Genomic DNA, 25,694 nt, shown 5'->3' with positions numbered 1-25,694 from the left:
AGACCGAAGACTTAAGGCAAAAGACCGGCTCTTTAGAGAATAAATCGGTTTAAGTTGACACAAAAAAGAAGTCTTAGGTCTTACATCTTTTTTAAACATGAAAAAACTAAGTTACATACTCGCTCTAATTATCCTCTCGGCTTGTGAGAAAAAGCCCTTGCCGGAGGGAATTGACTTCAAAGAGGAGATGCGGGATTTTGTTATTGGCATAAGCCTATGGGCAAAATCTAAGCAGCCAAACTTTGCGGTAGTACCTCAAAATGGAATTGAATTACTAACCATCAATGGTGAGGAAAATCAGCCGCTTCATGAGCGGTATGTCAATGCCATTGACGCCCAGGCTCTGGAAGACCTCTTCTTTGGCTATCGCAAAGACAATCAGGCGAGCCCCGAAGATGAGATTGACTATAAACTAACTTACCTGGATGCCCTTAGAGCCGCAGGTAAGCAGGTTTTGGTGACCGACTATTGCTGGTCCACTGGAAATATTGAGCAGTCAAACCAAAAAAACGCTCAACATAATTTTGTCTCCTTTCCGGCACCGGAGAGAGAGCTGAACGCAATTCCTGAGGCTAAACCTCAAAATGAAAACAGCGGCGATATCAATTCTTTGGCTCAGGCCAAAAACTTTCTTTATCTGATTAATCCCGGAGGTTTTGAGAGTCCTGAGAAAATGATTTCAGACCTGTCAAAGACCAATTATGATGTGCTCATCCTCGACCTCTTTGGCCAAAATAATGTGGAGCTCACAAAAGAATGGATTGACCAATTGAAAGTCAAAGCCAATGGCGGCAAACGTTTTTTGCTTTGTTATATGTCTATTGGCGAAGCCGAAGATTACCGCTATTACTGGCAGGCAGACTGGTCAAAAAACCCGAAGAGCTGGATAGAGCGTGAGAATCCCGATTGGAAAGGAAATTATAAAGTCAGATACTGGGAGACCGAATGGCAAAACATCATTTATGGAACCGCTGACTCCTACCTACAGAAAATTATGGATGTCGGTTTTGACGGGGTTTACCTCGATATCATAGACGCGTTCGAATACTTTGAAAAGTGACAAAAAAAAAGCTCTGGAAGCACAGGTTAAGGCCATTCAGCGACGAAGTAAAATGCTGAAACAGGCAGAGAATGAGCTTTCGGAACTGGAAAAAAGATTCGAAACCTATTTTAAGCAAACAGGAGCCAAGCTCAACCAAGCCATCCAAAATCAAGGAAATCAAGGAGCATAAAAAAACGAGAAAAGAGGCTGTGAAAAGCGTCTATTCTCGTTGTATTTAAAATTGAAAGAAGTTTCTGATAAACCCCTGCACGGGTTTAAGAATTTTGACTGGCTATAAAGAAGCCAAGTTTCTTATAGTCTTCTTCTGTTTTGAGCTTATTTTTTGAGTTTTTAAAATATGCCTTACCGTTAATTCCCATTCCGGCCATAACCTCTCTTGCCTCCTTTTTTGAGTTGATGTCATAAATAGAATCGCCGTCCCAGAAAAGAAATTGGTTTTTCTTGTCAATGGTGGCCTCTTTAGTACCGGTATCAAGAGCTGCAACGTAAGTAGGCGGAGTTACTTTCAATGCTTTTGACATTAAAACGGCCTTTTCATTCTTGAAAATCAAAAGTTTCACCATTCCTTTCACGTCCTTAATTCCAAACTCTTCAGGATGAATAAACTGAGCAATTTCGTTTTTATCTTCTTCCACCAAAAGATTCACCACCCGTCTCATTTCCATGATTTTGATCTCTTTAGGAGTGTTGAATTCAATTCGGTTATTCCAGATATCCATTCTCACTTCTTTTGAAGCAAGGCTGTCTAAAATCAATTCACCTGTATCTACAGAGCGACCCATGTAGTATACCTTACCCGGGTGAAAATCCTGATCCCAATAATAGTCGAGATTCTCTTCTTCAGGGATAGAGAAAAGGCTTCCCACAGTTTTATCATCTGTGATGGCAATTGTTCCTGTTTGTACAGATCCGTTATTATACCAGGTGTTTGGGAGCACCCTTTGAGCGTTTGCAAAAGTTGCGGTAAGTAAAAAACTCAGCGTTACGGCTGATTTAAGAATAGACAATTTCATTTAAATTTAATTTGTTTATGAAGACCACTAAAATGCGAATTTGCTTAAGATTGTTCAACAAATTGCACCTTTTTAGGCGGAAAATCTCGGTTTCGTCATATTTCGACGACGAAAACTAAATAATTGAAGCTAAAGTACTGAACATGAATTTCTAACTTCTTTTAGTAACGCTTTACACGCTGAGCTTATTTCATCTCAAAATTCCTCTCAGCTTGAGCTCCTGTAGTAACATAATGGTCTTACCATCCTTGATTTCACCCGTTTTTATCATATCAAAAGCGGTAGAAAAAAGCAGCTCTAAAACCTCAATATTCTCCTGCTCTTCTTCATGACCTCCTCCATCACTTACTTTCATTTTGGGCTCATACGGGGCAATAAAAAAGTAGAGAATCTCCGTCACTGAGCCCGGGGACATATAGGCTTCGAACACCTTTTCCACTTTTCCAATGCGGTATCCGGTTTCCTCTTCTGTTTCCTTCCGAATACACTCTTCGGGGTTTAGATCTTCCAAAAGGCCCGCACAGGCTTCTATCAGCATTCCGTCTTCATTCCCATTCACGTAGGTAGGTAAACGGAATTGACGGGTCAAAACCACCGTTTGCTTTTCCTGATTGTATAACAAAATAACGGCACCGTTTCCACGGTCATAAGCTTCCCGACTTTGCCTTTGCCAGCCGTCTTTGGTAAGAAGGTCAAAAGTATACTTCCGAAGTATGTACCAGTTATCTGAAAGCAATTGATTGTCTATGATTTTAATCTCCCCCATTTGATTGTTTCTGATCGTTTTTGTTTATTTTTGATCAAAAGTAATAGAAGAAATGAGATTTGAATTGAGAAAGCAGAAAATTTTGCAACTACTTCTTCAAAATGAAGAGCTGTCGGTCGCCGAAGCGGCTTCGCAATTAGATGTTTCTGACATTACGATACGAAGGGATTTTGCACAACTGGAAAAAGAGAATTTACTCAAACGAACACACGGCGGAGCAATGGCCATGGCCGAAAGCCCTGTCATTTCTTTTCAACTCAAAGACCTGAAAAATGCTGAAGCCAAAATAGAAATTGGTAAAAAGGCGGCACAATTTGTCAAAGACGGCGATGTCATTTTCATTGATTGCGGAAGCACTACCCTACAAATGTGCCCTTTCATCAAAGAATTGAAGGTCAAAGTCATTACGAACTCTCTTCCTGTTCTAAACGCCCTGGTTGGCAGTAAGTGCTCAGTCAATCTTATCGGCGGAGAGTATGATCCTCAACGACAAGCCATGCATGGTAAAATGGCCGAGTGGCATATTCAACAATACCACGCCACCAAAGCCTTCATTGGAGCCGATGCCATCGACGAAAATCAAAACCTCTGGGCCAATTCAGAAAAAGAAGCTGAAATCAGCCATGCTATGATTCAAAATTCAGAGCAAGTCTACGTTTTAGCCGATAGTTCTAAGTTTGGGAAAAAATCCTATCTGAAGTTTTGCCAGAATTTAGAGAAGGTCACTTTTCTCTCCGAAGGTTAATTCGTTCAGGATTGTTTCAAAGCCTCCAACTCGTCTTTCACAAAGCTCATCAGTTCAGAAATGTATTCTTTGGAGAAATCAAATTTGATGTCCATTGCCTTGTAGATTTCTCCGATGGTGGTAGTGTAACCCATTCGAAGACCTCTAAGATATGCATTTAGACCCTTCTCAGGATCGTTTTTATAGTTACGCCAAACTGAAATGGCCCCCAACTGAGCCATGCCGTATTCGATATAGTAGAACGGTACTTCAAATATGTGCAATTGACGCTGCCATATGGCTTCTTTGAACTTCTCAAGTCCGCTCCAGTCGGTGATAGAATCGGAGAATTGATCCAAAATTTTCAGCCATTCGGCCTTACGTTCTTCAATGCTGTGTGAAGGGTTTTCGTACAACCAGTGCTGGAATTTATCGATCGTGGCAATCCACGGAAGTGTTGAAATGATATCCTGTAAGTGCTCTATTCTGGCTCTTTTCAGGTCTTCCGGGTTTTCAAAGAATTCATCCCAATGCTCCATAGAAATCAGCTCCATTGCCATCGAAGCTACCTCCGCCACTTCAGCCGTGGTGCTTCTGAAACTATTCAATGGCAAATCGCGGGTTTCAAACGAATGAATGGCATGTCCTCCTTCATGGACCATCGTCACCAAGTCACGAACAGAGCCCGTAGCATTCATAAAGATGAATGGAACACCAATTTCTTCGAGCGGATAGTTATAACCACCCGGAGCCTTTCCTTTGCGACTTTCTACATCAAAATGGCCCATTCGACGCATGATTCGTAAATAATCACCAAGCTGTTTATCAATTTTATCAAAGCAGCGAACAGCCTTATCTAGCAGCTCTTCTCCGTCTTTGAAAGGCTTTAAAGCCGGCCTTCCTTTGACATCAACTGCCTTATCCCAAGGTTTAAGCGGATTCAATCCCAACTTTTGCTGACGCTCTTCGTTTGCTTCATTGAGCAATGGAACCACGGCCTCCGCCACCGATTCGTGGAAATTGAAACAATCTTCAGGTGTGTAATCAAAACGACCCATGGCCGCGAACATATAATCACGAAAGTTTTTGAAATCAGCGTTGACAGCCACTTCATGACGAAGATCCCGAAGTTCATTGAAAAGCACATCCAGCTTATCTGCATCCTCCATTCTACGCTCTCCTATTTTCATCCAGGCGTTTTGTCTATCCGCCCGGTTCACCGATTGAAGAATCAGACCTGCCTTTTGTAAAGTCATTTCTTCGCCGTTAATGGTCACGGTCATTGCTCCGGTAACTCCCTGGTATTCGGTTTGCTTCGTTTGAATTTGTGTAAAAAGCGGAATATTTTCTTCCCTGAAAATCTCTACCGATTTCTTCATTCCACGAATGGTGATCTCAAATCCCTGATCTGTCAACTCACTCAAATAAGGGCTTTCAAGAGCCTTTTTGTTGAGTTGATCATCATAAACAGAAAGATGCGGCTGTATTTCACTCACAAAAAACTGGTAGTCTTTCTGACGCTCCTGGCTTGCTGTATCACAAGTCATTTTAATATACCTCCACGCCATGTTTTCTGAGAGGTACGATTCCAGCTCGCTTCTATCCGTAAACCATTGCTTCAGGTCTTCTGCATTGTTGATTTCACGGGCAACCAGGTTTTCTATCAAAGGCTTGACGGTCTCCCAGCTATCCAGATTAAACTCTTCTCCAATAAACTTTCTGGCTTTGCGGGTAGGCAGTACTAATTCTTCCAATTTTTTGTGATTTTAATGTTAAGGTAAAATTAAGGGATTCGGATTAATGCCTTTTTAGAACATTTTAAAAATGAAGAAATCAAGGAGCATTAAGTTTAAACATCGCCAATCCCAAACCGTCATTTACTAAGCCCAGCCCTTCTTCTTCTTGATTTTTTTCTTGTTCTGACCATGAGCATTAGGCTGTGAGCCCTGAGCGTTCGACTTTTTGCCTTTGAATTTCTTTTTACCCTTGCCTTTAAAGTCTTTTGACTCGTTTTGTTGTTTCGGGTTTTCCAGAAGCTGCTTGGCCAGGTCGGGGCGACCAAGTTTGGTAAGGCGGTTTTTGATCCAGCCTTTCATATCGTTTTTCCACCAAAAGAAATAGTTGTTTTGGGTCTTCTTTTCCTCTCTTGTTTTAACCGTTTTTACAGGCTGCATGGTATAAGGGTGTACACCAGAATAATAAATCACCGTCGCCACCGTCATCGGTGTTGGCGTAAAGTCTTGAACCTGCTCCAGTTGAAAACCCATGTCTTTGGTTTCAGCAGCAAGGTTGGCCATATCGGCTTCTTCACAGCCTGGGTGCGAGCTGATGAAATAAGGAATTAAAGGCTGTTTCAGCCCATGCTTTTCCTGAATCTTGTCGTATTTCTGTTTGAATTTGTGGAAATACTTGAACGATGGCTTCCGCATCACTCGAAGGGTATTGTCAGCCGTATGCTCCGGAGCAACCTTTAGTCTACCCGAAACGTGGCGGGTTACCAGCTGTTCCATGTACTCGTCGTGGTTGCCGTCCTGATTATTTTTATTGAAATCGTCAACCAGCAAATCGTATCGAATTCCGGAGCCCACAAAAGCCTTTTTGATATCGGGATGCTCGTCAACTTTCTTGTAAATCTCGGTGAGCGGCTTGTGTGAAGTATCCAGATTGGAGCAAATTACCGGGTGAATGCAGCTCGGAGCCTGGCAGCGGGCACAGATGCTCTCGTCTTTACCTTTCATACGGTACATGTTGGCCGAAGGCCCGCCCAAATCTGAAATGTACCCTTTAAACTCCGGGTGTTTCACCAACTCATCCACCTCTTTCATAATGCTTTCCTGCGAACGGGAAGCAATAAACTTCCCCTGATGAGCCGAAATGGTGCAGAAACTACAACCGCCAAAACAGCCCCGGTGCATATTCACCGAGAACTTGATCATTTCATAGGCCGGGATAGCCCCACGTTTTTTGTATTTCGGGTGAGGAAGTCGGGTATAGGGCAAATCAAAGGACTTGTCCATTTCAGCCTCATCCATTGTTACAAAAGGCGGGTTTATCACCAATGTCTTGTCCCCAACTTTTTGAGTCAATCGGTTTGCCTGCCATTTGTTAGATTCTACCTCCACCAGTTTGAAATTGGCCGCATATTTCAATTTGTCTTTAAGGCAATCCTCATGAGAAGAAAGCTCAACGGTATTCCATCCTTTATAATCTCTGACCTCTTCTGTTGGCTCTAAAAAGGCCGTTTGATTCACATCTTTGATAGAATTCAAAGGCACTCCTTTCTGAACCAGTTTTAGTAGTTCGCGAAGTGGCTGTTCGCCCATTCCGTACACCAGCATATCGGCACCGCTATCCTCCAGAATTGTCGGAAAAAGTTTATCTGCCCAGTAATCATAGTGCGTAACACGACGAAGAGAAGCCTCGATTCCTCCGATCAAAACCGGCACATCGGGATAAAGTTCTTTCAGAATTTTAGTGTAAACTGTAGTGGCATAATCAGGACGGAAGCCTGCTTCACCACCCGGAGTGTAACTATCGTCTGAGCGTTTACGCTTATTCGCCGTATAATGATTCACCATAGAATCCATACAACCGGCCGTGACACCGAAGAAATATTTTGGTCGACCAAATTTTTTGAAATCACGGAGGTCATCCCGCCAGTTCGGCTGAGGAATTACGGCCACTCGAAAACCTTCACTTTCAATAATACGCCCAATAACCGCGGTGCCAAACGAAGGATGATCCACATAAGCATCGCCCGATACCAACACCACATCCACCTCATCCCAGCCACGCATCTCTACTTCCTTCATTGTAATTGGAAGCCAATGCGTTACGGGTCTTTCTCTTACTGTAATCATGCTACAAAGGTCTCGATTTGTTTTGAGATAACGAGGTTACACCGAGAATTGTTCTTGATGGCTTTAGGCAAAAAGCTTTGAGCTATTAGCCGAAAATTAAATTGTGTGGTGGGTGAGCCTGTCGAACACACCGCAAAGACGCCAGGCAACAAAGAATTGGCCCTTGTCCTCAAAACTTAATGAACTTTAACCTCTTAATGTTTAAACCTCATTGCTTTTTTAACATTAAGGCATGAAGGGGTTAAGTTCAATAAGTGCCTGGTTTTATTCGTAGCACGACCAATATTCTACGAGGATTAGTCGTGCCACGAAGTCAGAAATCATCTATTCCAAATGCCCCACTCATCTTCTACCAAATCATTGGTGCGGTCAAAAGTAGCGACCCATACCACGAAGATTTTACGGAATTCTTCGATTTCATTTTTAATAAGATCACGGTACTCAGGGTTTCCTTTCTCAAACATCTCAAAAGCAAACATGGTGGTTTTGATATTGACAGCACTCACCTTAATCAATACCGCATTTTCCATTCGGATAGTGTAAAGATCACCGGCCTCCGCTCCTATTATTTTGGCATTGATCAAACCAACATCCCCTATCAGAGATGATTTTAAATCGGCGGTATCTTCCTCATCTTCCACCGTAGCGATAAAGGCCATTATGGTATTCAATAGATCCTTAGCCTTTTTTACAACAGGCAGATTGTTGACCCGTTCTTTTTCTTCTTTTCGCTCACGCTCATATTCCTCATCACTCATTTCATCGTCATCGTCCCAGAATGCCATAATTGAATCATTTAATTTTGTCTTCTAAACATCTGAAAATAATATAAAAAGAAAAATGTTACCCTTCAGATTCTCATGTGAAACCGAATAGCCCCCTGTTACGTTCATGAGAGACAAACACATTGATTATGAAAAACTTAAGCCTCTTATTTCTCGCCCTCATTAGCATGGCTCCGTCATGTAATAACAAACCAAAAGTAGAATACCCTGAAAATAACAATGGAGGAAATCTTGAATTGGTAGAGGCCTATCCCAATTTACGTTTTACACGTCCCGTAGATTTTCAATCACCAAATGACGGCAGTAATCGCGTTTTCGTGGTAGAGCAAGAGGGGAAGATATCATTCTTTAAAAATGATGAAACTGTAAGTGAAACCACAGAATTTCTTGATATTTCCTCAAAGGTAGATGACAACCATAATGAGGAAGGCTTATTGGGCCTGGCCTTTCATCCTAATTTCCGTGAAAATGGCTATTTCTATGTCAATTACACGGCTTCAAGCAGTGAGACGCTGATTTCAAGGTTTACCATTTCGTCTTCTGACCCCAACAAAGCCGACCCTGGCTCTGAATTGGTTCTACTTCGTTTTGATCAACCCTACGGAAACCATAACGGGGGCCAGGTAGCTTTCGGTCCTGACGGATACCTATACATTTCAACCGGCGACGGCGGCTCAGGTGGCGACCCAAAAGGAAACGGTCAAAATCTCAACACCCTTTTAGGGGCTATTTTAAGAATTGATGTCGATCAGACTTCAGGGTCAAAAAACTATGGAATACCTGCTGACAACCCATTTGTGAACCGATCTATGGCTCAGCCAGAGATTTACGCCTATGGATTGAGAAACCCGTGGAGAATCAGCTTTGATAAAGAAAGCGGCAGACTTTGGGCTGCCGATGTTGGTCAGAATGCCTATGAAGAAGTTGATATAATAGAAGCAGGTAAAAATTATGGCTGGAGTGACATGGAAGGATTACATACCTACCAATCAGGTGAAAACTCATCTGAATACACCGCTCCTGTTTTGGAAATTTCTCAGGACACCGGTGACAAGTCTATTACCGGAGGTTATGTTTACAGAGGCACGTCAGCACCTTCACTTACTGGTCAATATATTTTTGCCGATTATGTTTCAGGTCGAATATACGCCCTCTCTGAAAACTCAGATGGTACTTTTTCGAACCAAACCTTGATGGACACCCGATTGAACATTGCTTCATTTGGTCTTGACCAGCAGAACGAGCTTTACATCTGTGCTTTTGATGGCAAAATCTATAAGTTGAAGGAGTAAACCTGTTTAAGCATTTTTAAGAATCTGCTAATCATAAAATCCTGACCTTTGCCAGACACCAATCAGCAACTCTGATTTGAAGAAGCTATTCTTATTGACTTTTATTTTCCTGACGGGTACTATCACTTTTGCTCAGCAATATTTCCCTCTTCGCGGTTATGTCTACTCAACAGATAATGAGCCTCTTCAGAATGCCTCGGTTCGAGTTTTTGACCTTCAAACCGGTACGCAAACCAACGAAGCAGGTCAATATGAGCTGAGCCTGGAGCAAGGTCTGCACCGTATTTCTGTTTCTTACCTGGGGTTTTTACCGCAGACCATTGAAATAGTTATTGACTCCTCTACAATTTATAATTTTTTCCTTGAACCTGACGAAAAGGTGCTTTCTGAGGTAGTGGTTAATGTTAAAAAGAAAGATTACAGCTATGAGGTCATTAAAAATGTGATCGAGAATAAAGAGCGTTGGCAAAATCAATTTCAGACGCTGGCGGCCAAAACTTATGTTAAAAGTGTAGAAGAAATTATTAGTCTGAAACCTCAAAAAGAAGACGAGAAGGAAGAAAATAAGAACCCATTTATGGCAGACAGCCTGCCGAATATGAATTTTTTTGAAGCCAATATTCAGCATTTTCAGTCTTTGCCAAATAAACAGAAGGAGGAAAGAACAGGAGTCAAAAAATTCGGAGATATTCATGACCTCTACTATACCAGCACCACTGACGGGCAATTTGACCTTTATCAAAATCTACAGGTCGTTGAAAAACTGGGAGAAAACGCTCTTATCTCTCCTTTTAGCACCGTTGGGTACCTTGGATACAAGTTTAAGCTACTGGAAACTTATCATAACGGCGAACGGCTCGTTTACAGAATTCAGGTTAAGCCTAAGGAGTTGGGCAATTCGCTCTATGAGGGTGAGGTAGAAGTGCTTGATGGCCTTTGGGCTATTCATAAAGTAAAACTGAGTGTCCCGAAACGGCTTTTGATTGAGTATAACTCCTTCTCTTTTGAGCAGGAATACGAATTCGTTCAAGACAAAAGAGTGGTCACCAAAGAAATGTTTGAGTGGAAACTCAAAGGTGGCGGCGAAACAAAAAATGGAAGAACGGAAGTCAGTCATTCTGACTTTGTTTTTGACAGTACTTATGCTAAAAACTTCTTTGGCCCTGAAGTTGGCGTCACCACGGCTGAAGCCTACAAAAGAGATAGTAGTTATTGGGAAAACATCCGCCCAAAACCCCTGAACAGTACCGAAAGGGCTGTGGTCAAAGCAAAGGAGTTAGAAGAAATTCGACTGAACTCCAAAGAATACCTTGACTCTGTGGATGCCATTTACAATAAAGTAACGCCATTGAAAGTACTTTGGAGCGGTGTAGGTCATATCAATCGGGCAAAGAAAGTCGATTGGCGTTTTGGGTCCTTGCCTGAGTTGCTTAATCCTGTGGCGATTGGTGGATGGAGGGTGCAATATCGTATTCAATACATGAAAAGGTTTGAAAACAGAAAACGGATTGACGTGACTCCTTACCTTAATTATGGCTTTCTGAACAAAGACTTGCGAGGCTTCATTAATTTCAACTTTCTGTATAACCCCATCCGACAAAGCAGCATTTTTGCCAGTGCAGGGCAGGGTTTTGATGTCATCAATGGCAATGCCACTATCAGCGATATCATTCGGAGAAATAACTTTTATATCAACACCGGCCTTAACCTCTCTCACAGAACCGAACTGTTCAACGGCTTTTATTTCAACACCCAACTGCAATGGAACAAAAGGGAAGACTTCGGTGATTTTAAGTTTTCCAGACTCGGCGATGAGCTTTTTGAACAAAATGAACCAGTCAGTTTTCCCACAACCAAAATTTTCAAAACAAACTTTAGAATCGAGTTTACGCCAGGGCAAAAATACCTTCGGGAACCCAATGAAAAGATCGTTCTGGGTTCTCGATGGCCTACCTTTAGTTTACGAAGCAATTTCGGTTTCAACTCAGATAATGGGCTGAAGAAAGCCTTCAATTATACCGAATTCAATGTTTCCCAATATTTCAATGTAGGCATTTTTGGCACTTCTGAATACCGCATGGCCTTAGGAAAATTCATGGACACCACCCGCCTGGCACCAATGGATTATCAATATCAACGTGGCGGCGACCCAATCTGGTTTTCTCCCAACATGTACACCTATCAGTTGATTCCTCAAACTTTTTCCACGTTCGATTGGTTTTTTGAATCACATTACGAACATCAGTTTAATGGCTTTTTAACCAGTAAAGTACCATTGCTAAACAAAACAGGGATCAGAACCGTTGGCGGAGCCGGTTTGCTCTATGTGCCTGAAAGGAAATACCAGTATAGTGAGCTATACGCCGGAGCAAACCGTGTTTTCAGATTAGGCAAATCACGTTTTAGGCTCGGTGCCTATTACGTAGTTTCACAATCAAACAAAGACGGTATCAGAAGTGGCTTTAAGTTTTCTTTAGAGCCCTATAATCGGGATAAGAATACGTGGAGTTTTTAATCAATTCATTTTCAAACGGTTTCCAATTATTGTTTTATTTTTGATGAACTCATTTTAATCATAATGCTGAATTACAAAATTCTGATGAATCGCGAACCCGAAGGTGGGTATACTGTTATGGTTCCTTCTTTACCTGGATGCATTACCTATGGTGAAACTGTTGATGAAGCCATTGAAATGGCTCGCGAAGCAATTGAACTATATATTGAGGAACTCAAAGCAAGGGGTGAATCAATTCCAGATGATTCTCAAACCCTGGAGTATTCCATAAGCCTTGAGGCTGCATGAACCTGAGTTCGAAATATTTGATCAAATTACTGGAAGAAAGAGGTTTCGTCTTTAAAAGAAGTAAAGGTTCACATCAACTATACTATAACTCTTCCACGAGTAAAACTGTAATTGTTCCTGTTCACGGAGGAAAAGACCTAAAAAAGGGAACATTTCTGGCTATTCTTAAACAAGCTGGAATTGATAAGAACCAGCTTTGAATACCTTGCATTTGAAACGCTAGATAATGAGAAGATACCCCTTTGGTCACAATTCAAAAATAGGGTTTCATTTACTTCTTGGATTTCTATTTTTAACCCTTCTCCTTGAGCTACCCTTAATATTCATTGGCCCCTTTAATGTCAATATTTTGGTTCTTCTTTTAATTCAAATTCTGCTAGGAATTTATATCGCATACCTCTATCTCTTCAAATTTGTTCAATTGTTTCATGAAGATGATCACTGGTATATTGAATGGGCCACTTGTAAAATTCTGCAAATAGCTGACCCCAGAAAAGCCTATCTCAAAAATATATTTAACCAAATAATTGTGGTTAATGTAAAAGATAAAAAACTATGTATTCCAATTCATATCAAGCATTTTAAAAGGGCCTTGGATTTTCTTTTTTCATCAGACTCCGACAAAAGTAAAAATTACTTTTTCGAAAGAATTGATCTTATCCAAGATCTCCAATAATTTGTCAATTTTCAATACCCTCCCCTGTACTTATATGTCGTCGCTACCTTGTCAATGGCTATGATATATGCTGCAGTCCTCAATGAAACATCGTATTTCAGGCTAACCTCATAAACGTGGTCGAAAGCATTATTAATGGCTTTTTCACAGCGTCTGACGATCCTGTCGAGCGGCCATTTATAACCCATGCGATTTTGAACCCATTCAAAATAGGAAACTGTTACCCCTCCGGCATTCGCCAGAATATCAGGCACAGCAATGATCCCTTTGTCTTTCAAAATGACATCGGCCTTGGCCGAAGTTGGCCCATTTGCCCCTTCAACTATTAGTTTAGCCTGAATTTGGGCTGCATTTCGGCCGGTAATTACATCTTCTTTTGCAGCAGGGATCAGCACTTCTACAGGTAACAGTAAGAGTTCGTCCGGGTCAATTTTTTCAGCTTCCTTAAATCCCTCAAGAGTTCCTTTATTCTGATCTCTGTATTCAATTGCTTTTTTTATGTCAATGCCGCCGTCGTTATAATAGGCCCCTGAAATATCACTCACCGCTACGATTTTACAACCCTTGTCTTCCAGAAGACTGGCTGCCCAGCTACCCACATTACCAAATCCTTGAACGGCAATGGTCGCTTTCTCCGGTGAAATACCAAGCTTGGCCATGCTGGCTAAAGTACTCACCATAACTCCTCTACCGGTGGCTTCTACCCTACCCTGAGATCCTCCAAGAACAAGAGGCTTGCCTGTGACCACGCCATGTACGGTCTTTCCTTTTGCTTTTGAGTATTCATCCATCAGCCAGGCCATTTCACGTGCACCAGTACCCATATCCGGAGCCGGAATATCCTTATCAGGGCCAAAGTTTTCAAGCATTGCCTTGGTATAGGTTCTTATTAACCGCTCCATTTCACCAGCCGACATTTGCCTTGGGTTACAGGCCACCCCTCCTTTTGCTCCACCAAAAGGAATGTCTACCACTGCACATTTCCAGGTCATCCAAGCAGCCAGTGCGTTAACCTCATTAAGAGAAACATCCTGATCAAAACGGACTCCCCCTTTTCCCGGGCCAAGAATAGTAGAGTGAATCACCCTATAACCCTCAAAAACTTTTAATTCACCACTATCCATAGTTACGGGCAAGCCTACAATAACCTGACGAGCAGGAATGGTAAGAATCTGATACAGCTCATCAGAGATGCCTAAAACCTGTACAGCCTCGTCGAAACGAGACATCATTGACTCCAAAGGATTCTCCCGATCCTTTATTGGAGCCGGTTCTAAATATTGCATGATTTGTAATGTTTTATTGATGAAGTTATTTGTAACGCAAACTTAGATAAAATCTATTTCTTCCTTAAATAATACTGTTTGATTCTACCCAACCTGAAACGTTTTTAGGCAAGCTTGAAATCTTTTATGACCTTTGTTGCAAATCCCTTTTGATGCAAAAAAGAAACATTGCAATTCTCGGCTCTACGGGCTCCATAGGTACTCAGGCACTTGAAGTTATTGAGGCCAATTCTGATTTGTTTGAAGTTGAAGTTCTTACCGCTCAGAATAATGCCGACCTCCTCATAGAGCAGGCTATTAAATTTAAGCCAAATGCTGTGGTTATCTGCAATGAAAACTTATACGACAAAGTTTTCTCGGCTCTTGACCCTCATTACATAAAGGTTTACTCGGGTGAAAAGGCTCTTTCATCGGTTGTTGAGATTGATAATATTCATATGGTCCTCACTGCTTTGGTAGGATATGTGGGTCTGTTACCAACAATCAAGGCTATTAAAGCCAAGAAGCACATTGCCTTGGCCAATAAAGAAACGCTCGTGGTTGCCGGAGAATTAATCACTCAACTAGCCCTTGAAAACCGGGTTGATATTCTTCCGGTAGATTCTGAGCATTCGGCTATTTTTCAATGTCTGGTTGGTGAACATATCAACCCTATTGAAAAGATTATTCTTACCGCAAGTGGTGGTCCGTTCAGGGGAAAAGACAGAACATTTTTGGCCAATGTCACGAAAGAACAGGCTTTAAAGCACCCCAATTGGGACATGGGAGCCAAAATCACCATAGATTCAGCTTCATTGATGAACAAAGGTCTGGAGGTTATTGAAGCGAAATGGCTTTTTGACCTCAAAGCCGAGCAAATAGAAGTGGTTGTTCATCCCCAAAGTATTATTCATTCTTTGGTACAATTTGAAGATGGAAGCATAAAGGCACAGCTTGGTTTGCCGGATATGAAGCTCCCAATTCAATATGCCTTAGGGTTTCCAAACCGTCTGAAGTCTGATTTTCCAAGATTTAGCTTTCTGGATTACCCTTCTCTGACTTTTGAGCAACCAGATTTAGAAACTTTTCGTAACCTCGGCTTTGCCTTTGAAGCTCTCAAAAAGGGAGGAAACATGGCGTGCATTGTCAATGCTGCGAACGAAATAGCCGTAGATGCGTTTTTGAAAGACAAAGTAGGTTTCCTTCAAATGTCTGATCTCATCGAAAAATGTATGAATCGGGTGAATTTTGTTCCGAAACCATCTCTAGAAGACTATATTAAAACAGACGAAGAAACCAGACGATTGGCCACTTCGATGATCAATTAATTCTATGAAAAAGCCATTTCAGGTCATTTATGAAGACAACCACCTCATTATTGTCAACAAGGCAGCAGGTGTGATTGTTCACGCTGATAAAACAGGAGATAAAACACTGGAAGATTACGTCAAAGAGTATATTAAAGAGAAATACAATAAACCCGGAGATGTATTTTTAGGTACTGTTCATCGACTTGACAGGCCCGTAAGTGGTCTTATAATTTTTGCTCGTACCTCTAAAGGGTTGGAAAGAATGAACAAACTCTTTAAAAAGCGGGATATCCAAAAAACATACTGGGCGGTAACCAAAAGAAAACCTGAAAAGAAAAAAGGAAAACTAACGCACTATCTGGTTAAAGATCATGAAAGAAATGTAGTTACCGCTCATGATTTTCCTGTTGAAAATGCAAAAAAGGCTGAACTGAATTACCGCTACCTCGGCACTATTAATAAATACCATTTATTAGAAATAGAACCAATCACAGGAAGGCCGCATCAGATCAGGGTACAATTAGCCAGCATGGGATGCCCTATCAAGGGAGACATTAAATATGGTTTTGACAGACCCAATAAAGATGCTTCAATAAACCTCCACTCCAGAAGGGTTTACTTTATTCACCCCATTAAAAATGAGCCGGTACTATGCCGTGCGGCGTTACCGGAAGATCCGTTTTGGGAAGAGTTTCTAACCCTTGATTATGAAAACATCAAAGACGAAACAATGAAGTTTCTACACTAAATCGTTATTGGAAATTTCAGCATTAAAAATGTCGGCATTAGCCTGATCAAAGAATTTCTTAATTCCTTCCACAGCACCTGCAATAGCAGACATAGGGAGCAATAATGGCATAAAAATCAGCCACTGAACCACCATAAGGAGGTTAACATTTCTTTTTTTCATATCGGTAAAGGCACGTTTAGTCTTGTTCCTGTAGTATAGATTCAAGCGTTTAACGTGGTTTTCTTAAGGTTCTCTTGTACAATTGCGGTTTAGTGCAATTTTTTATTAAATAAAGCTAAGAATTTTATTTAACGGTAACAAGAAAACGAAGAAAGTTTTTACCCAAACGAAAAAAGAATAGTTCTGTTTTTTCTAGAAATAATACCGCACAAATGCTTCCATAGCTTCATATTCGGCTAAACCAAGCAGGTTATAAAGTTGTGCCGTTCCACTATTTCGTTCCTCTGCTCTTTGCCAAAACTCTCTGGAATCTGTTCCCTGGAAAACCACCCCGTCTTTTTGAGACTGGTGTTTGAAAATTCCCATTCGTTTCTCCAGAACCTGATCAGGGCTCATTGGTACTGCCATCTGTATTTCGTGGATATCCCACTCAGCCCAGGCACCGCGGTATAGCCATACCCAGCAGTCTTTCATAAAGTTTTGAGGCTTCAGCTTTTTCAAGGCAGCAAAAACAGCATCCAGACAGACCTTGTGCGTACCATGAGGATCGGCCAAATCCCCAGCAGCATATATCTGATGAGGCTTTATACCTTCAATGAGATCAGCCACTATCTCAACATCCTTCTTGCCCAACGGCTTCTTTTGCACCTGACCGGTTTCGTAAAACGGCATGTCCAGAAAATGAACATTCTCCGGTGGAATGCCTACGTGACGACAGGTGGCTTTTGCTTCTCCTCTCCTGATCAGTCCCTTAACATTTCTTACCTCCGGGCTGTCTAATTCACTATCCTTTTTATTCTCCAGATAGTCTATGGCCTTCTTGTAGTTTGTAAGGGTTTTCTCACTCTCTACGCCAAACTTTTCATTATAATCAATTACAAACTCCAGAAAACGGTGTGCTTCTTCATCAGCCACTGCAATGTTCCCTGACGTTTGATAAGCCACATGAACGTCATGACCCTGATCGACCAAACGTTGGAAAGTACCTCCCATCGAAATAATATCGTCATCAGGGTGCGGACTGAAAATAAGACAAGTCTTCCTGGCAGGAAGAGCCCTTTCCGGCCTGTGGGTATCATCAGCGTTTGGTTTACCACCCGGCCACCCGGTAATGGTATGCTGAAGCTGATTAAACACTTCGATATTAATGTCGTAAGCACGTCCATGTAAAGCCAAAAGGTCGCTTAAGCCATTATCGTTATAGTCTTTGTTTGTTAATTTTAATACTGGTTTTTGAAGCGTAAGCGACAAGCTGGTTACGGCTTTTTTAGTCATTTGGGCTGACCATTCCACATCCTCCACTTGCCATGGAGATTTCATGCGAATGAGTTCAGAGGCAGCAGCCTCGTCTACCACAAACAGGGCATTCGGGTGCTGCTGAAGATAGGACGCCGGATTATGTTCCGAAACAACTCCCTCAACGGCATCAGCTATTTTTGGAGCCTTTCTTTCACCCCAGGCAAGCAATACCACTCTTTTGGCTGAAAGTATTTTTGATACCCCCATAGTGATGGCCTTTTTAGGAACTTTAGTAAGTTCTCCACCAAAATCTGCTTTAGCGGCAGCCCTGGTAGAATGATCTAGCATCATCAGTCGGGTTCTTGAGTTTTCATGTGAGCCCGGCTCATTGAAGCCAATATGACCGTTTCCTCCAATTCCAAGAAGCTGAAAATCAAGTCCACCGGCATCTTCTATCATTTTTTCATACTCTTCACAATGCTGAGCCAGCATTTGAGGAGAAACCGTACCGTCAGGAATGTGATAATTTCCTTCCGGAATATCAACATGGTTAAAAAGCTGCTCCCGCATAAAACGCCAGTAACTCTGAATGGCATCCGGCTGCATTGGGTAATACTCATCCAGATTAAAGCTTATCACATTTTTGAAGCTTAGACCTTCTTCTTTGTGCATTCTGATAAGTTCAGCATACACGGTTTTGGGGGAAGACCCTGTGGCTAATCCCAAAATGGCATTTTTGCCTTCTTTCTGGCGTTGCTTTATAAGCTCGGCGATCTCTTCAGCTACAGCTTTTGAAGCATCTGAAGCACTTTGAAAAATACGAGTTGGTATTTTCTCGTAGGCGATTGGTTCTCTGATTATTTGAGTCTGCTGAATCATAAATAGGGTTTTTCACTATCAAATTAGTCAAAGTTATTATTAATTTATTTAGGATCACAATTTCTATTATTAAAATATTTTAATAATTGTTTTCAACCGTTTATCCATTTTTTAGCCCACCCTAAACCAAAGCCTGTTCAGTCTCGTTATTTCATCGGTCTTTTGCATGGAAATACATACAAATGAAAAAACTATTACTCCTTGGTTTCTTTTGTCTTACCTCTTTTGTTGGCTTTTCGCAAAATGTGAGTTTGAGCGGTTATATCAGAGACGCTTCAAACGGCGAAGGGATGATCGGCGTGAGTATTTATGTTCAGGAACTTCAGACAGGAACCCAGACAAACGCCTACGGCTTTTACTCTATCACCCTTCCCCCTGGCACATATACGCTTAACCTTACATCTATTGGATACGGCCAGCAAACTCAAAAAGTCTCTCTTTCAGAAAGTCTGACCCGTGATTTTGAAATGAACGACGAGGCTTCTCAACTGCAAGAGGTGGTAGTAAAAGCAGAACGAGAAGATGCCAATGTCAAGAGCCTCGAAATGTCAGTTAATAAGGTTGAAATGAAAACCATTAAGAAAATGCCGGCATTTATGGGCGAGGTTGATGTCATTAGAAGTATTCAGTTTTTACCCGGTGTAAGCTCAGTTGGCGAGGGAGCAAGCGGATTTAATGTTCGAGGCGGAGGAATTGACCAAAACCTGGTTTTGCTTGATGAGGCTCCCGTCTATAATTCCTCACACTTATTTGGGCTTTTTTCGGTTTTTAACCCCGATGCAGTCAAAGACGTCAAGCTCATCAAAGGCGGTATCCCCGCAAACTATGGTGGTAGAGTTTCATCTATCCTGGATGTGCGAATGAAAGAGGGAAACTCTAAAAAGCCGGAGTTTACAGGTGGCTTGGGTACTATTTTTTCTCGTTTTGCCTACGAAAGACCATTCCTTGAGGGCAAAGGGTCCTTTATCGTGGCGTTGAGAAGATCATACATCGATGTTTTGGCAAAGCCTTTTCTCAATGAAGACCTCAAGGGCTCACAATTTTATTTTTACGATTTCACGGCCAAGGGCAATTATAAAATCAATAATAATAACACCGTTTTTCTTAGTGGCTATTTCGGCCGAGATGTTTTTGGAGCTGACTTCGGTTTTAACTGGGGTAATGCCACCACTTCATTAAGATGGAATCATGTATTCAATGACAAGCTCTTCATGAATACTACTGTTTTCTACAGCAATTATGACTATTTACTAGACTCTGACCTTAATAATGAGGAGGATCAGGACTCTTTTCGCTGGGAATCAAATATTGAAAATTACAGTATCAAACCCGATTTTCAATATTATATCAACCCCAACAACACCTTGTCATTCGGCGGCCAAAGCATATACTATCGATTTAACCCCGGTCAGGCAGAGGCTGTTTCCGGAGGAGAGAGTAGAAGTATCGGTTTGCCGGATAAATATGCCGTCGAGTCTGGAATATATATAGGCAATGAGCAAAAAGTCAACAGTCGGCTTTCTCTTCAATATGGTATCAGATACTCAGACTACAGATATCTCGGTAAAGGAAACAAGGTGCTCCTGAATACTGAGGGATCAGTAGCAGGAGAACAAAAAGAAGTAACTGACATCATTCAGGTAGGTCAGGGAGAGCTGATTCAACAATACGGAAACTGGGAACCACGATTTTCAGCAAACATTGGTTTGGGACGAAACAGCTCCATTAAAGTAAGCTACAATCGCCTTGCTCAATATATCCACCTACTCTCTAATACCACGGCATCATCCCCTCTGGACGTCTGGACCCCAAGTAGTAATAATATCAAGCCTCAAATCTCTGATCAGGTGGCTTTGGGTTATTTTCAAAACTTTGACGATAACAATTACGAAGCCTCTGTTGAAGTGTATTATAAAGAACTCCAAAACCAGATTGATTACACCAGAAATGCCAATTTATTGCTAAACCCCGCTGTAGAAGCCGACCTTCTTAGTGGAGATGGCAGGGCTTATGGAGCAGAATTCTATTTGAAAAAGAATCGTGGGAAATTCAATGGGTGGATTAGCTATACACTAGCCCGAACGGAGAGATTGGTTGATGGCCTGAATAATAACGAATGGTTCCCGGCAAGAATTGACAAAATGCATAACCTCTCTCTTGTGAGTATTTTTGATACCGGTAAAAAGTGGAGTTTCTCTGGTACGTTCAATTTCTCTTCCGGTACGCCGGCTTCTTTCCCTACAAACAAGTTTATTTGGCAGGGTATCGCCTTGCCTCATAATTATTACGACACTCGAAACAGTTACCGTATTCCGGCATCGCACAGGCTTGATTTATCTGCAACATTGCAAAACAAACATGCCTTTTTTAAGAAAGGGGAAAGTGAGTGGGTTTTCTCGGTTTACAACGTTTATAATCGCCGAAATCCGTTCTCTGTTTATGTGCGACAAAATGAAGACAATTTTGCTCAAACGGAGGCTGTGAAATATTCAGTTTTTGCCTCCATTCTACCGGCGGTTACTTATAATTTCAAATTTTAAGACATGAAATCGATATTTATCAAGCTCCTCTTTTTTGCTTCAGTCATCGGTTTGAGTTCCTGTGAAGATGTTATTGATATTGATATACAGGATGGGGTGGAGCAGCTGGTCATTGATGCCTGGATCACCAATAAAGACGAAGATCAGGTAGTAAAGCTGAGCCTTTCACAACCATATTTTGATAACTCAACACCACGGGCGGTTACGGACGCTACGGTTATTCTTTTTGACGAGGATAGTGTGGCTTACCCTTTTATTGACCTCAATCAAACTGGTGAATACACTCTTCCGAGAGAAGCTAACGGGTTTCTCAAAGAGAATAAGAGATATGCCCTATATGTAAAGTATAAAGATCAGGAGTTTGCGGCTCTTTCTTTGTACAGGCCTGTCCCAAAAATAGATTCCATTGCTTACGAGTTTTTTGAGTTTCCTTTTGCGGGGCAAGACAGCACAGAAACTTCGGGCTATTTCGCTGAATTTTATGCCAATGATCCTATAGGAGAAGGGGACACCTATTGGATTAGAACCACTAAAAACGCCAACCTTATTAATAACGCGGCTTCTATTTCGATTTCCTACGATGGTGGCTTTTCTCCTGGTGGTGGTACAGATGGTCTCACTTTTATTTTACCCATCAGGCAATCCATTAACGATGGTTTTTATCAACATGGAGACTCGTTGGATGTTGAGCTTTGGAGTATTACACCGGATGCATATTTGTATCTGCTGCAAGTGAGACAGGAGTCGGCAAACGGGGGAATTTTCGCAACTCCACCTGCCAATATTCCGACAAATATTTTCAACCTTGACAGTCGCTCTGAAGTGAAAGCTCTTGGATTTTTTGGTATTTCTCAGGTGAGTAGTCTAAGTGCCAAAATTGACAGCACTAAGGCCAGACCTAGTGAGTAAGACATCACTCATTTTGTAAACGATAACCGACGACCTCCTTCTTATTCATAGAATAAGTCTAATTTTGCTCCAACATAAACCAGAAGAATATGCCTAATCCAAACTGGATCACCGCGAAAGAATACGAAGACATCACCTACAAAAAAGCGGAAGGTGTGGCTAGAATTGCCTTTAACCGACCAGAGGTTAGAAATGCATTTCGCCCAAAGACTACATTTGAGCTTATTGATGCCTTTGAAGACGCCCGCAACGACAGTTCCGTTGGTGTTGTTCTTTTGAGTGGCGAGGGACCTTCGCCAAAAGATGGCGGCTGGGCTTTTTGCAGTGGTGGAGATCAGAATGCCCGTGGAAAAGACGGTTATAAAGATGAAGTAGGCGTTGGCCGTTTAAATATTCTGGACGTACAGCGTCAAATTCGTTTTATGAGCAAGCCGGTTATCGCTGTGGTGCCGGGATGGGCAGTAGGTGGCGGCCATAGTCTTCATGTAGTTTGTGATATGACCTTAGCTAGTAAGGAACATGCCATTTTCAAGCAAACGGACGCCAATGTCGCCAGTTATGATGCCGGGTATGGTTCCGCTTATTTGGCTCGTCAGGTGGGTCAGAAAAGAGCCCGTGAGATTTTCTTTTTAGGAGAAAACTATTCTGCTCAGGAGGCTTTCGAGATGGGAATGGTGAATGCCGTTGTTCCACATGAAACACTTGAGCAAACCGCCTTTGAATGGGCACAGAAGATCCTGGAAAAGAGCCCGATGGCTATCAGAATGCTAAAATTTGCCTTTAATATGATTGACGACGGTCTCGTGGGCCAGCAGATTTTTGCCGGCGAAGCTACCCGTTTAGGTTATATGACAGATGAAGCAAAGGAGGGTCGTGATGCCTTTCTGGAGAAAAGAAGGCCGGAATTTGAGAAGTTTCCCAAATATTCCTGAGCCAGTGTTTCAAAAGAAATATTTCTCCAACGTCCTCTTTACAGACGCCTTATAACCCAAACCAAATAAGTTCAGGTGCACCAGCAAATGATAAAGCTGGTAGATTTCAATTCGTTCCGCTTCCTCTGGTTCTTTCGGCCACACTTCATAGTAGGCCTGATAAAAGCTTTCATCAAAACCCCCGAATAGTCGAGACATTGCCAAGTCTGCTTCACGGTGACCATAATAGACGGCAGGGTCTATCAAATATGGAATTCCTGATTGAGCGATCAAATAGTTTCCAGACCATAAATCACCATGCAAAAGTGAAGCAGAACAATCAGGTAGTAACTTTTTACAGGTTTTCAGTACTCTTTCTTTTGTGAGAGTTTCTTCCGGCAAAAGATGACCTAGTTTGACAGCCTTTTCTAATTGAGGCATCAGCCTTTCTGAGGTATAAAACTCTGGCCAAGAAGTACTTGTCCTATTGCTTTGAGGAAGAAGGCCGATAAAATTATCCGATTCAAAGCCAAATGAAACCGTGGTATATTGATGCATTTTAGCAACTCCCCTACCCAATTTTTCAAAGTCTTTTGCCCCCACATTTTTACCTTCTATGTACTCCAGCAGAAGGTAACTCGTTTCATTTACCTGACCTATTGAAATAATTTCGGGGACTTTAATGGATTGACTTTTCTCCATTTCCCGAAGTCCCTTTGCTTCAGCTGAGAAAATATCTTTGGCATCAGGATTTTGAAGCGTTTTGAGAAACAGAGAACCGTTTGCCGTTTCCAGAACAAACGCTTCAGCAATATCACCTCCGGAAACTGGCTGATATTTTTCAATTCGCCCTCCGGTAACCTCGGCAATATGTTTAATCAAGGTCTCGATGGCTAGTTTCTTTTATTTCTCAATTCCCGAATTCGCATCGGCATGGAATCTATTTGGTCATAAATCCTTTGAGGACTGACCATTTCTTCCCTTTGATCTTTTACACCTCCATCCAGACCATAAAGTCGGATTTCAAAATCATTTTTATAGTTAGACTCTTTGAGAATATAGTCCTTTTCTCTTTCATAAAATGCTTGGTATTGGGCGTTCCATTGAAAAATAAGAAGCTTTCTGTCGTTATTCTTCGATGACATTTTTAAAAACTCCAATGCCTGGTTTTCAACCATATCTAAATTTTCGCCACCAATTAATACCAGTCTATTCTTCCATTCAAAGTCTCTCAGCTCATATACTTTATCCTGAATACTCATTATTAAAAGAATGATGATGAAATTGATCATGCGATATAGATCGTTTTAGTATTCACAAATTCAAGGATCCCATGATGTGATAGCTCGCGACCAAAGCCACTGGTTTTGATACCTCCAAAAGGCAATCTTGGGTCTGATTTTACATATTGATTGACAAATGAGGAGCCAGCTTCCAGCTCATATCGAGCAATCCGCTCTCCCCTACTTAAATCCTTGGTAAAAACACCACTTCCCAGGCCGAATTTTGAATCATTTGCTACTTGTATGGCCTCCGCTTCATCTTTGACTTTAATCACGCTTGCAACCGGTCCAAAAAGCTCTTCTTCATAGGCTGGCATTCCTGGTTTGACATTAGTTAATATGGTAGCTGGATAATAAGCCCCTGTCAAATCCTGAATCTCTCCACCAATTTGAATCTCAGCCCCTTTTTCCACACTCTTCATAACCTGTTCATGAAGCTCGTCTCTGAGGTCCGTTCTGGCCATTGGCCCCATTGTGGTCTCTTCCTTTTCGGGATCCCCTGTTACGGATTCCAGCATCTGTTCTATGAACTTCAGGAGAAATTCTTCATAAACTTCATCCAAAACGATAAACCTTTTGGCTCCGATACAGCTTTGTCCAGTGTTCAATAAGCGGCTTTCCGTACATTGTTTTGCGGCCAGATCGAGGTCGGCATCTTCCAGAATGATATAGGCATCCGACCCACCAAGCTCCAGGACCGCTTTTTTGATATGTTGTGCAGCTTTAGCCGCCACACTAGCTCCTGCCTTTTCACTTCCGGTTAGGGTAACAGCCTTAATGATAGGGTTTTCTATCAGTTTTTCCACTTGTTTGCTACTTATCCACAGGTTTGTGAACAGGCCTTTCGGGAAACCTGCCTCGTCAAAAACCTCCTGAATTAAAGCTGCCGAGCCCGGTACGTTAGAAGCATGTTTCAGAACCGCTGCATTACCGGCCATTAAAGCCGGAGCGGCAAAACGAAACACCTGCCAAAAAGGAAAATTCCACGGCATAACCGCCAAAATAACCCCTAGTGGTTGATAACTGACGTAGCTCCGTGAAGCATCCGTTTGAATTTTTTCATCGTGTAGAAAGGTTTCAGCATTTTCAGCATAATAACGACAAACCCAGGCACATTTTTCAACTTCAGCCCTTGAGGAGGCAAGGGTTTTTCCCATCTCCCTTGTCATCATCAATGCATATTTCTCTTTGTTTGTATTCAGCACATCCGCGGCTTTAAGCATGAGTTTACTACGCTCACTGAATCCTGTCTTTCGCCAGATTTTATATACCTGTTCTGATTGTTTAAGCTTACGTTCTGCCTGTTCATCCGTCAGTAAAGTATATTCCTGAAGTTTCTTGTTATTGGCCGGATTTACACTTTCTATTGTCATTTGATTGAATCTTTTATTCTAAAACAGCTTACAAAAATGTGGGTTCAGACTTGTTGACCTGATCACCATCATTGCAAGGATTAAAATATCATT

At 41.7% G+C, this 25,694-nt stretch carries 23 protein-coding genes; 12 read left to right on the top strand and 11 right to left on the bottom strand.

Annotated elements, in window-relative coordinates:
* Nucleotides 1–97 precede the first annotated feature (97 nt).
* Complete coding sequence (locus AFM12_RS07360; protein WP_082391235.1) at nucleotides 98–1,060, top strand: endo alpha-1,4 polygalactosaminidase; 963 nt, start codon at nucleotides 98–100, stop codon at nucleotides 1,058–1,060.
* The gene (locus AFM12_RS07355; protein WP_055146027.1) at nucleotides 1,050–1,232 is read left to right on the top strand and encodes a hypothetical protein; all 183 of its coding nucleotides are present in this window, start codon (nucleotides 1,050–1,052) and stop codon (nucleotides 1,230–1,232) included. The genes AFM12_RS07360 and AFM12_RS07355 overlap by 11 nt, the downstream gene beginning before the upstream one ends.
* An 85-nt stretch (nucleotides 1,233–1,317) precedes the next feature.
* Here AFM12_RS07355 and AFM12_RS07350 read toward each other — a convergent pair whose 3' ends face one another.
* Nucleotides 1,318–2,076: a hypothetical protein gene (locus AFM12_RS07350; protein WP_055146024.1), complete on the bottom strand. Its 759-nt coding sequence runs from the start codon at nucleotides 2,074–2,076 to the stop codon at nucleotides 1,318–1,320.
* 190 nt (nucleotides 2,077–2,266) lie between these two features.
* Complete coding sequence (gene nudK, locus AFM12_RS07345) at nucleotides 2,267–2,842, bottom strand: GDP-mannose pyrophosphatase NudK (protein WP_055146021.1); 576 nt, start codon at nucleotides 2,840–2,842, stop codon at nucleotides 2,267–2,269.
* Between the two features lie 52 nt (nucleotides 2,843–2,894).
* On the opposite strand from nudK, the gene AFM12_RS07340 reads away from it, so the two are divergent.
* The gene (locus tag AFM12_RS07340) at nucleotides 2,895–3,587 is read left to right on the top strand and encodes a DeoR/GlpR family DNA-binding transcription regulator (protein ID WP_055146018.1); all 693 of its coding nucleotides are present in this window, start codon (nucleotides 2,895–2,897) and stop codon (nucleotides 3,585–3,587) included.
* Between the two features lie 5 nt (nucleotides 3,588–3,592).
* On the opposite strand, the gene AFM12_RS07335 is transcribed toward AFM12_RS07340, so the two are convergent.
* The 3 genes from AFM12_RS07335 to AFM12_RS07325 form a co-directional block, all read right to left on the bottom strand.
* On the bottom strand, nucleotides 3,593–5,320 hold the full coding sequence (locus tag AFM12_RS07335) for a M3 family oligoendopeptidase (RefSeq protein WP_055146015.1): 1,728 nt from the start codon (nucleotides 5,318–5,320) through the stop codon (nucleotides 3,593–3,595).
* Between the two features lie 126 nt (nucleotides 5,321–5,446).
* Nucleotides 5,447–7,426 (bottom strand): YgiQ family radical SAM protein, encoded by a 1,980-nt coding sequence (locus AFM12_RS07330; RefSeq protein WP_055146012.1) that lies wholly within the window; start codon nucleotides 7,424–7,426, stop codon nucleotides 5,447–5,449.
* A 320-nt stretch (nucleotides 7,427–7,746) separates the two neighbouring features.
* Complete coding sequence (locus AFM12_RS07325) at nucleotides 7,747–8,211, bottom strand: hypothetical protein (RefSeq protein WP_055146009.1); 465 nt, start codon at nucleotides 8,209–8,211, stop codon at nucleotides 7,747–7,749.
* Between the two features lie 128 nt (nucleotides 8,212–8,339).
* Here AFM12_RS07325 and AFM12_RS07320 point away from each other — a divergent pair, with 128 nt between their 5' ends.
* The 4 genes from AFM12_RS07320 to AFM12_RS07305 all read left to right on the top strand — a co-directional run bounded on the left by AFM12_RS07320 (nucleotide 8,340) and on the right by AFM12_RS07305 (nucleotide 12,506).
* A complete protein-coding gene (locus AFM12_RS07320; RefSeq protein ID WP_055146006.1) occupies nucleotides 8,340–9,503 on the top strand; it encodes a PQQ-dependent sugar dehydrogenase in 1,164 nt (387 codons plus the stop codon).
* Between the two features lie 76 nt (nucleotides 9,504–9,579).
* The gene (locus AFM12_RS07315; RefSeq protein WP_157687323.1) at nucleotides 9,580–12,018 is read left to right on the top strand and encodes a DUF5686 and carboxypeptidase regulatory-like domain-containing protein; all 2,439 of its coding nucleotides are present in this window, start codon (nucleotides 9,580–9,582) and stop codon (nucleotides 12,016–12,018) included.
* A 63-nt stretch (nucleotides 12,019–12,081) separates the two neighbouring features.
* Nucleotides 12,082–12,306 carry a type II toxin-antitoxin system HicB family antitoxin gene (locus AFM12_RS07310; protein WP_055146000.1) on the top strand — a complete coding sequence of 75 codons (225 nt, stop codon included), beginning with the start codon at nucleotides 12,082–12,084 and terminating at the stop codon, nucleotides 12,304–12,306.
* A complete protein-coding gene (locus AFM12_RS07305; RefSeq protein ID WP_055145997.1) occupies nucleotides 12,303–12,506 on the top strand; it encodes a type II toxin-antitoxin system HicA family toxin in 204 nt (67 codons plus the stop codon). Before AFM12_RS07310 ends, AFM12_RS07305 begins: the two co-directional genes overlap by 4 nt.
* A 487-nt stretch (nucleotides 12,507–12,993) precedes the next feature.
* Here the strand turns inward: AFM12_RS07305 and AFM12_RS07295 are convergent, their stop codons facing one another.
* Nucleotides 12,994–14,268: a Glu/Leu/Phe/Val family dehydrogenase gene (locus tag AFM12_RS07295; RefSeq protein ID WP_055145991.1), complete on the bottom strand. Its 1,275-nt coding sequence runs from the start codon at nucleotides 14,266–14,268 to the stop codon at nucleotides 12,994–12,996.
* A 152-nt stretch (nucleotides 14,269–14,420) separates the two neighbouring features.
* Between AFM12_RS07295 and AFM12_RS07290 the strand changes: the two genes are divergently transcribed.
* Together AFM12_RS07290 and AFM12_RS07285 are read left to right on the top strand one after the other, a co-directional pair.
* A complete protein-coding gene (locus AFM12_RS07290; protein WP_055145988.1) occupies nucleotides 14,421–15,575 on the top strand; it encodes a 1-deoxy-D-xylulose-5-phosphate reductoisomerase in 1,155 nt (384 codons plus the stop codon).
* A 4-nt stretch (nucleotides 15,576–15,579) separates the two neighbouring features.
* On the top strand, nucleotides 15,580–16,305 hold the full coding sequence (locus AFM12_RS07285) for an RluA family pseudouridine synthase (protein WP_055145985.1): 726 nt from the start codon (nucleotides 15,580–15,582) through the stop codon (nucleotides 16,303–16,305).
* Here AFM12_RS07285 and AFM12_RS19825 read toward each other — a convergent pair.
* Nucleotides 16,297–16,467 (bottom strand): hypothetical protein, encoded by a 171-nt coding sequence (locus tag AFM12_RS19825; protein ID WP_165492338.1) that lies wholly within the window; start codon nucleotides 16,465–16,467, stop codon nucleotides 16,297–16,299. The genes AFM12_RS07285 and AFM12_RS19825 overlap by 9 nt on opposite strands.
* Nucleotides 16,468–16,659: 192 nt before the next feature.
* Complete coding sequence (nagB, locus tag AFM12_RS07280; protein ID WP_055145982.1) at nucleotides 16,660–18,585, bottom strand: glucosamine-6-phosphate deaminase; 1,926 nt, start codon at nucleotides 18,583–18,585, stop codon at nucleotides 16,660–16,662.
* Nucleotides 18,586–18,767: 182 nt separating this feature from the next.
* Between nagB and AFM12_RS07275 the strand changes: the two genes are divergently transcribed.
* The 3 genes from AFM12_RS07275 to AFM12_RS07265 all read left to right on the top strand — a co-directional run bounded on the left by AFM12_RS07275 (nucleotide 18,768) and on the right by AFM12_RS07265 (nucleotide 22,966).
* Entirely contained in the window at nucleotides 18,768–21,125 is a 2,358-nt protein-coding gene (locus AFM12_RS07275) for a TonB-dependent receptor (protein ID WP_055145979.1), read from the top strand.
* Nucleotides 21,126–21,128: 3 nt separating this feature from the next.
* Nucleotides 21,129–22,034, top strand: a complete 906-nt coding sequence (locus AFM12_RS07270) for a DUF4249 domain-containing protein (protein WP_055145977.1) — start codon at nucleotides 21,129–21,131, stop codon at nucleotides 22,032–22,034.
* Between the two features lie 89 nt (nucleotides 22,035–22,123).
* Nucleotides 22,124–22,966, top strand: a complete 843-nt coding sequence (locus tag AFM12_RS07265; RefSeq protein ID WP_055145974.1) for a 1,4-dihydroxy-2-naphthoyl-CoA synthase — start codon at nucleotides 22,124–22,126, stop codon at nucleotides 22,964–22,966.
* A 9-nt stretch (nucleotides 22,967–22,975) separates the two neighbouring features.
* On the opposite strand, the gene AFM12_RS07260 is transcribed toward AFM12_RS07265, so the two are convergent.
* Genes AFM12_RS07260 through AFM12_RS07250 form a run of 3 tightly spaced genes read right to left on the bottom strand, consistent with a single transcriptional unit; the run spans nucleotide 22,976 to nucleotide 25,601 of the window.
* Complete coding sequence (locus AFM12_RS07260) at nucleotides 22,976–23,827, bottom strand: fructosamine kinase family protein (protein WP_055145971.1); 852 nt, start codon at nucleotides 23,825–23,827, stop codon at nucleotides 22,976–22,978.
* An 11-nt stretch (nucleotides 23,828–23,838) separates the two neighbouring features.
* Complete coding sequence (locus tag AFM12_RS07255) at nucleotides 23,839–24,237, bottom strand: DUF4174 domain-containing protein (RefSeq protein ID WP_055145968.1); 399 nt, start codon at nucleotides 24,235–24,237, stop codon at nucleotides 23,839–23,841.
* Nucleotides 24,234–25,601 (bottom strand): NAD-dependent succinate-semialdehyde dehydrogenase, encoded by a 1,368-nt coding sequence (locus AFM12_RS07250; RefSeq protein ID WP_055145965.1) that lies wholly within the window; start codon nucleotides 25,599–25,601, stop codon nucleotides 24,234–24,236. Before AFM12_RS07250 ends, AFM12_RS07255 begins: the two co-directional genes overlap by 4 nt.
* Between the last annotated feature and the right edge of the window lie 93 nt (nucleotides 25,602–25,694).

Origin of the sequence: Jiulongibacter sediminis (assembly GCF_001306455.1) — a bacterium.
In the GTDB taxonomy this organism is placed as follows: Bacteria; Bacteroidota; Bacteroidia; order Cytophagales; family Spirosomataceae; genus Jiulongibacter; species Jiulongibacter sediminis.
This window is presented reverse-complemented; position numbering and strand designations above follow the sequence as displayed.

What these genes read in the sequence shown, in the direction of transcription:
- AFM12_RS07330 (WP_055146012.1), bottom strand. Translation starts at nt 7,426, where the DNA reads ATGATTACAGTAAGAGAAAGACCCGTAACGCATTGGCTTCCAATTACA.
- AFM12_RS07255 (WP_055145968.1), bottom strand. Translation starts at nt 24,237, where the DNA reads ATGATCAATTTCATCATCATTCTTTTAATAATGAGTATTCAGGATAAA.
- AFM12_RS07310 (WP_055146000.1), top strand. Translation starts at nt 12,082, where the DNA reads ATGCTGAATTACAAAATTCTGATGAATCGCGAACCCGAAGGTGGGTAT.
- AFM12_RS07285 (WP_055145985.1), top strand. Translation starts at nt 15,580, where the DNA reads ATGAAAAAGCCATTTCAGGTCATTTATGAAGACAACCACCTCATTATT.
- nudK (WP_055146021.1), bottom strand. Translation starts at nt 2,842, where the DNA reads ATGGGGGAGATTAAAATCATAGACAATCAATTGCTTTCAGATAACTGG.
- AFM12_RS07270 (WP_055145977.1), top strand. Translation starts at nt 21,129, where the DNA reads ATGAAATCGATATTTATCAAGCTCCTCTTTTTTGCTTCAGTCATCGGT.
- AFM12_RS07295 (WP_055145991.1), bottom strand. Translation starts at nt 14,268, where the DNA reads ATGCAATATTTAGAACCGGCTCCAATAAAGGATCGGGAGAATCCTTTG.
- AFM12_RS07275 (WP_055145979.1), top strand. Translation starts at nt 18,768, where the DNA reads ATGAAAAAACTATTACTCCTTGGTTTCTTTTGTCTTACCTCTTTTGTT.
- AFM12_RS07350 (WP_055146024.1), bottom strand. Translation starts at nt 2,076, where the DNA reads ATGAAATTGTCTATTCTTAAATCAGCCGTAACGCTGAGTTTTTTACTT.
- AFM12_RS19825 (WP_165492338.1), bottom strand. Translation starts at nt 16,467, where the DNA reads ATGAAAAAAAGAAATGTTAACCTCCTTATGGTGGTTCAGTGGCTGATT.
- AFM12_RS07360 (WP_082391235.1), top strand. Translation starts at nt 98, where the DNA reads ATGAAAAAACTAAGTTACATACTCGCTCTAATTATCCTCTCGGCTTGT.
- AFM12_RS07320 (WP_055146006.1), top strand. Translation starts at nt 8,340, where the DNA reads ATGAAAAACTTAAGCCTCTTATTTCTCGCCCTCATTAGCATGGCTCCG.
- nagB (WP_055145982.1), bottom strand. Translation starts at nt 18,585, where the DNA reads ATGATTCAGCAGACTCAAATAATCAGAGAACCAATCGCCTACGAGAAA.
- AFM12_RS07265 (WP_055145974.1), top strand. Translation starts at nt 22,124, where the DNA reads ATGCCTAATCCAAACTGGATCACCGCGAAAGAATACGAAGACATCACC.
- AFM12_RS07340 (WP_055146018.1), top strand. Translation starts at nt 2,895, where the DNA reads ATGAGATTTGAATTGAGAAAGCAGAAAATTTTGCAACTACTTCTTCAA.
- AFM12_RS07305 (WP_055145997.1), top strand. Translation starts at nt 12,303, where the DNA reads ATGAACCTGAGTTCGAAATATTTGATCAAATTACTGGAAGAAAGAGGT.
- AFM12_RS07290 (WP_055145988.1), top strand. Translation starts at nt 14,421, where the DNA reads ATGCAAAAAAGAAACATTGCAATTCTCGGCTCTACGGGCTCCATAGGT.
- AFM12_RS07250 (WP_055145965.1), bottom strand. Translation starts at nt 25,601, where the DNA reads ATGACAATAGAAAGTGTAAATCCGGCCAATAACAAGAAACTTCAGGAA.
- AFM12_RS07325 (WP_055146009.1), bottom strand. Translation starts at nt 8,211, where the DNA reads ATGGCATTCTGGGACGATGACGATGAAATGAGTGATGAGGAATATGAG.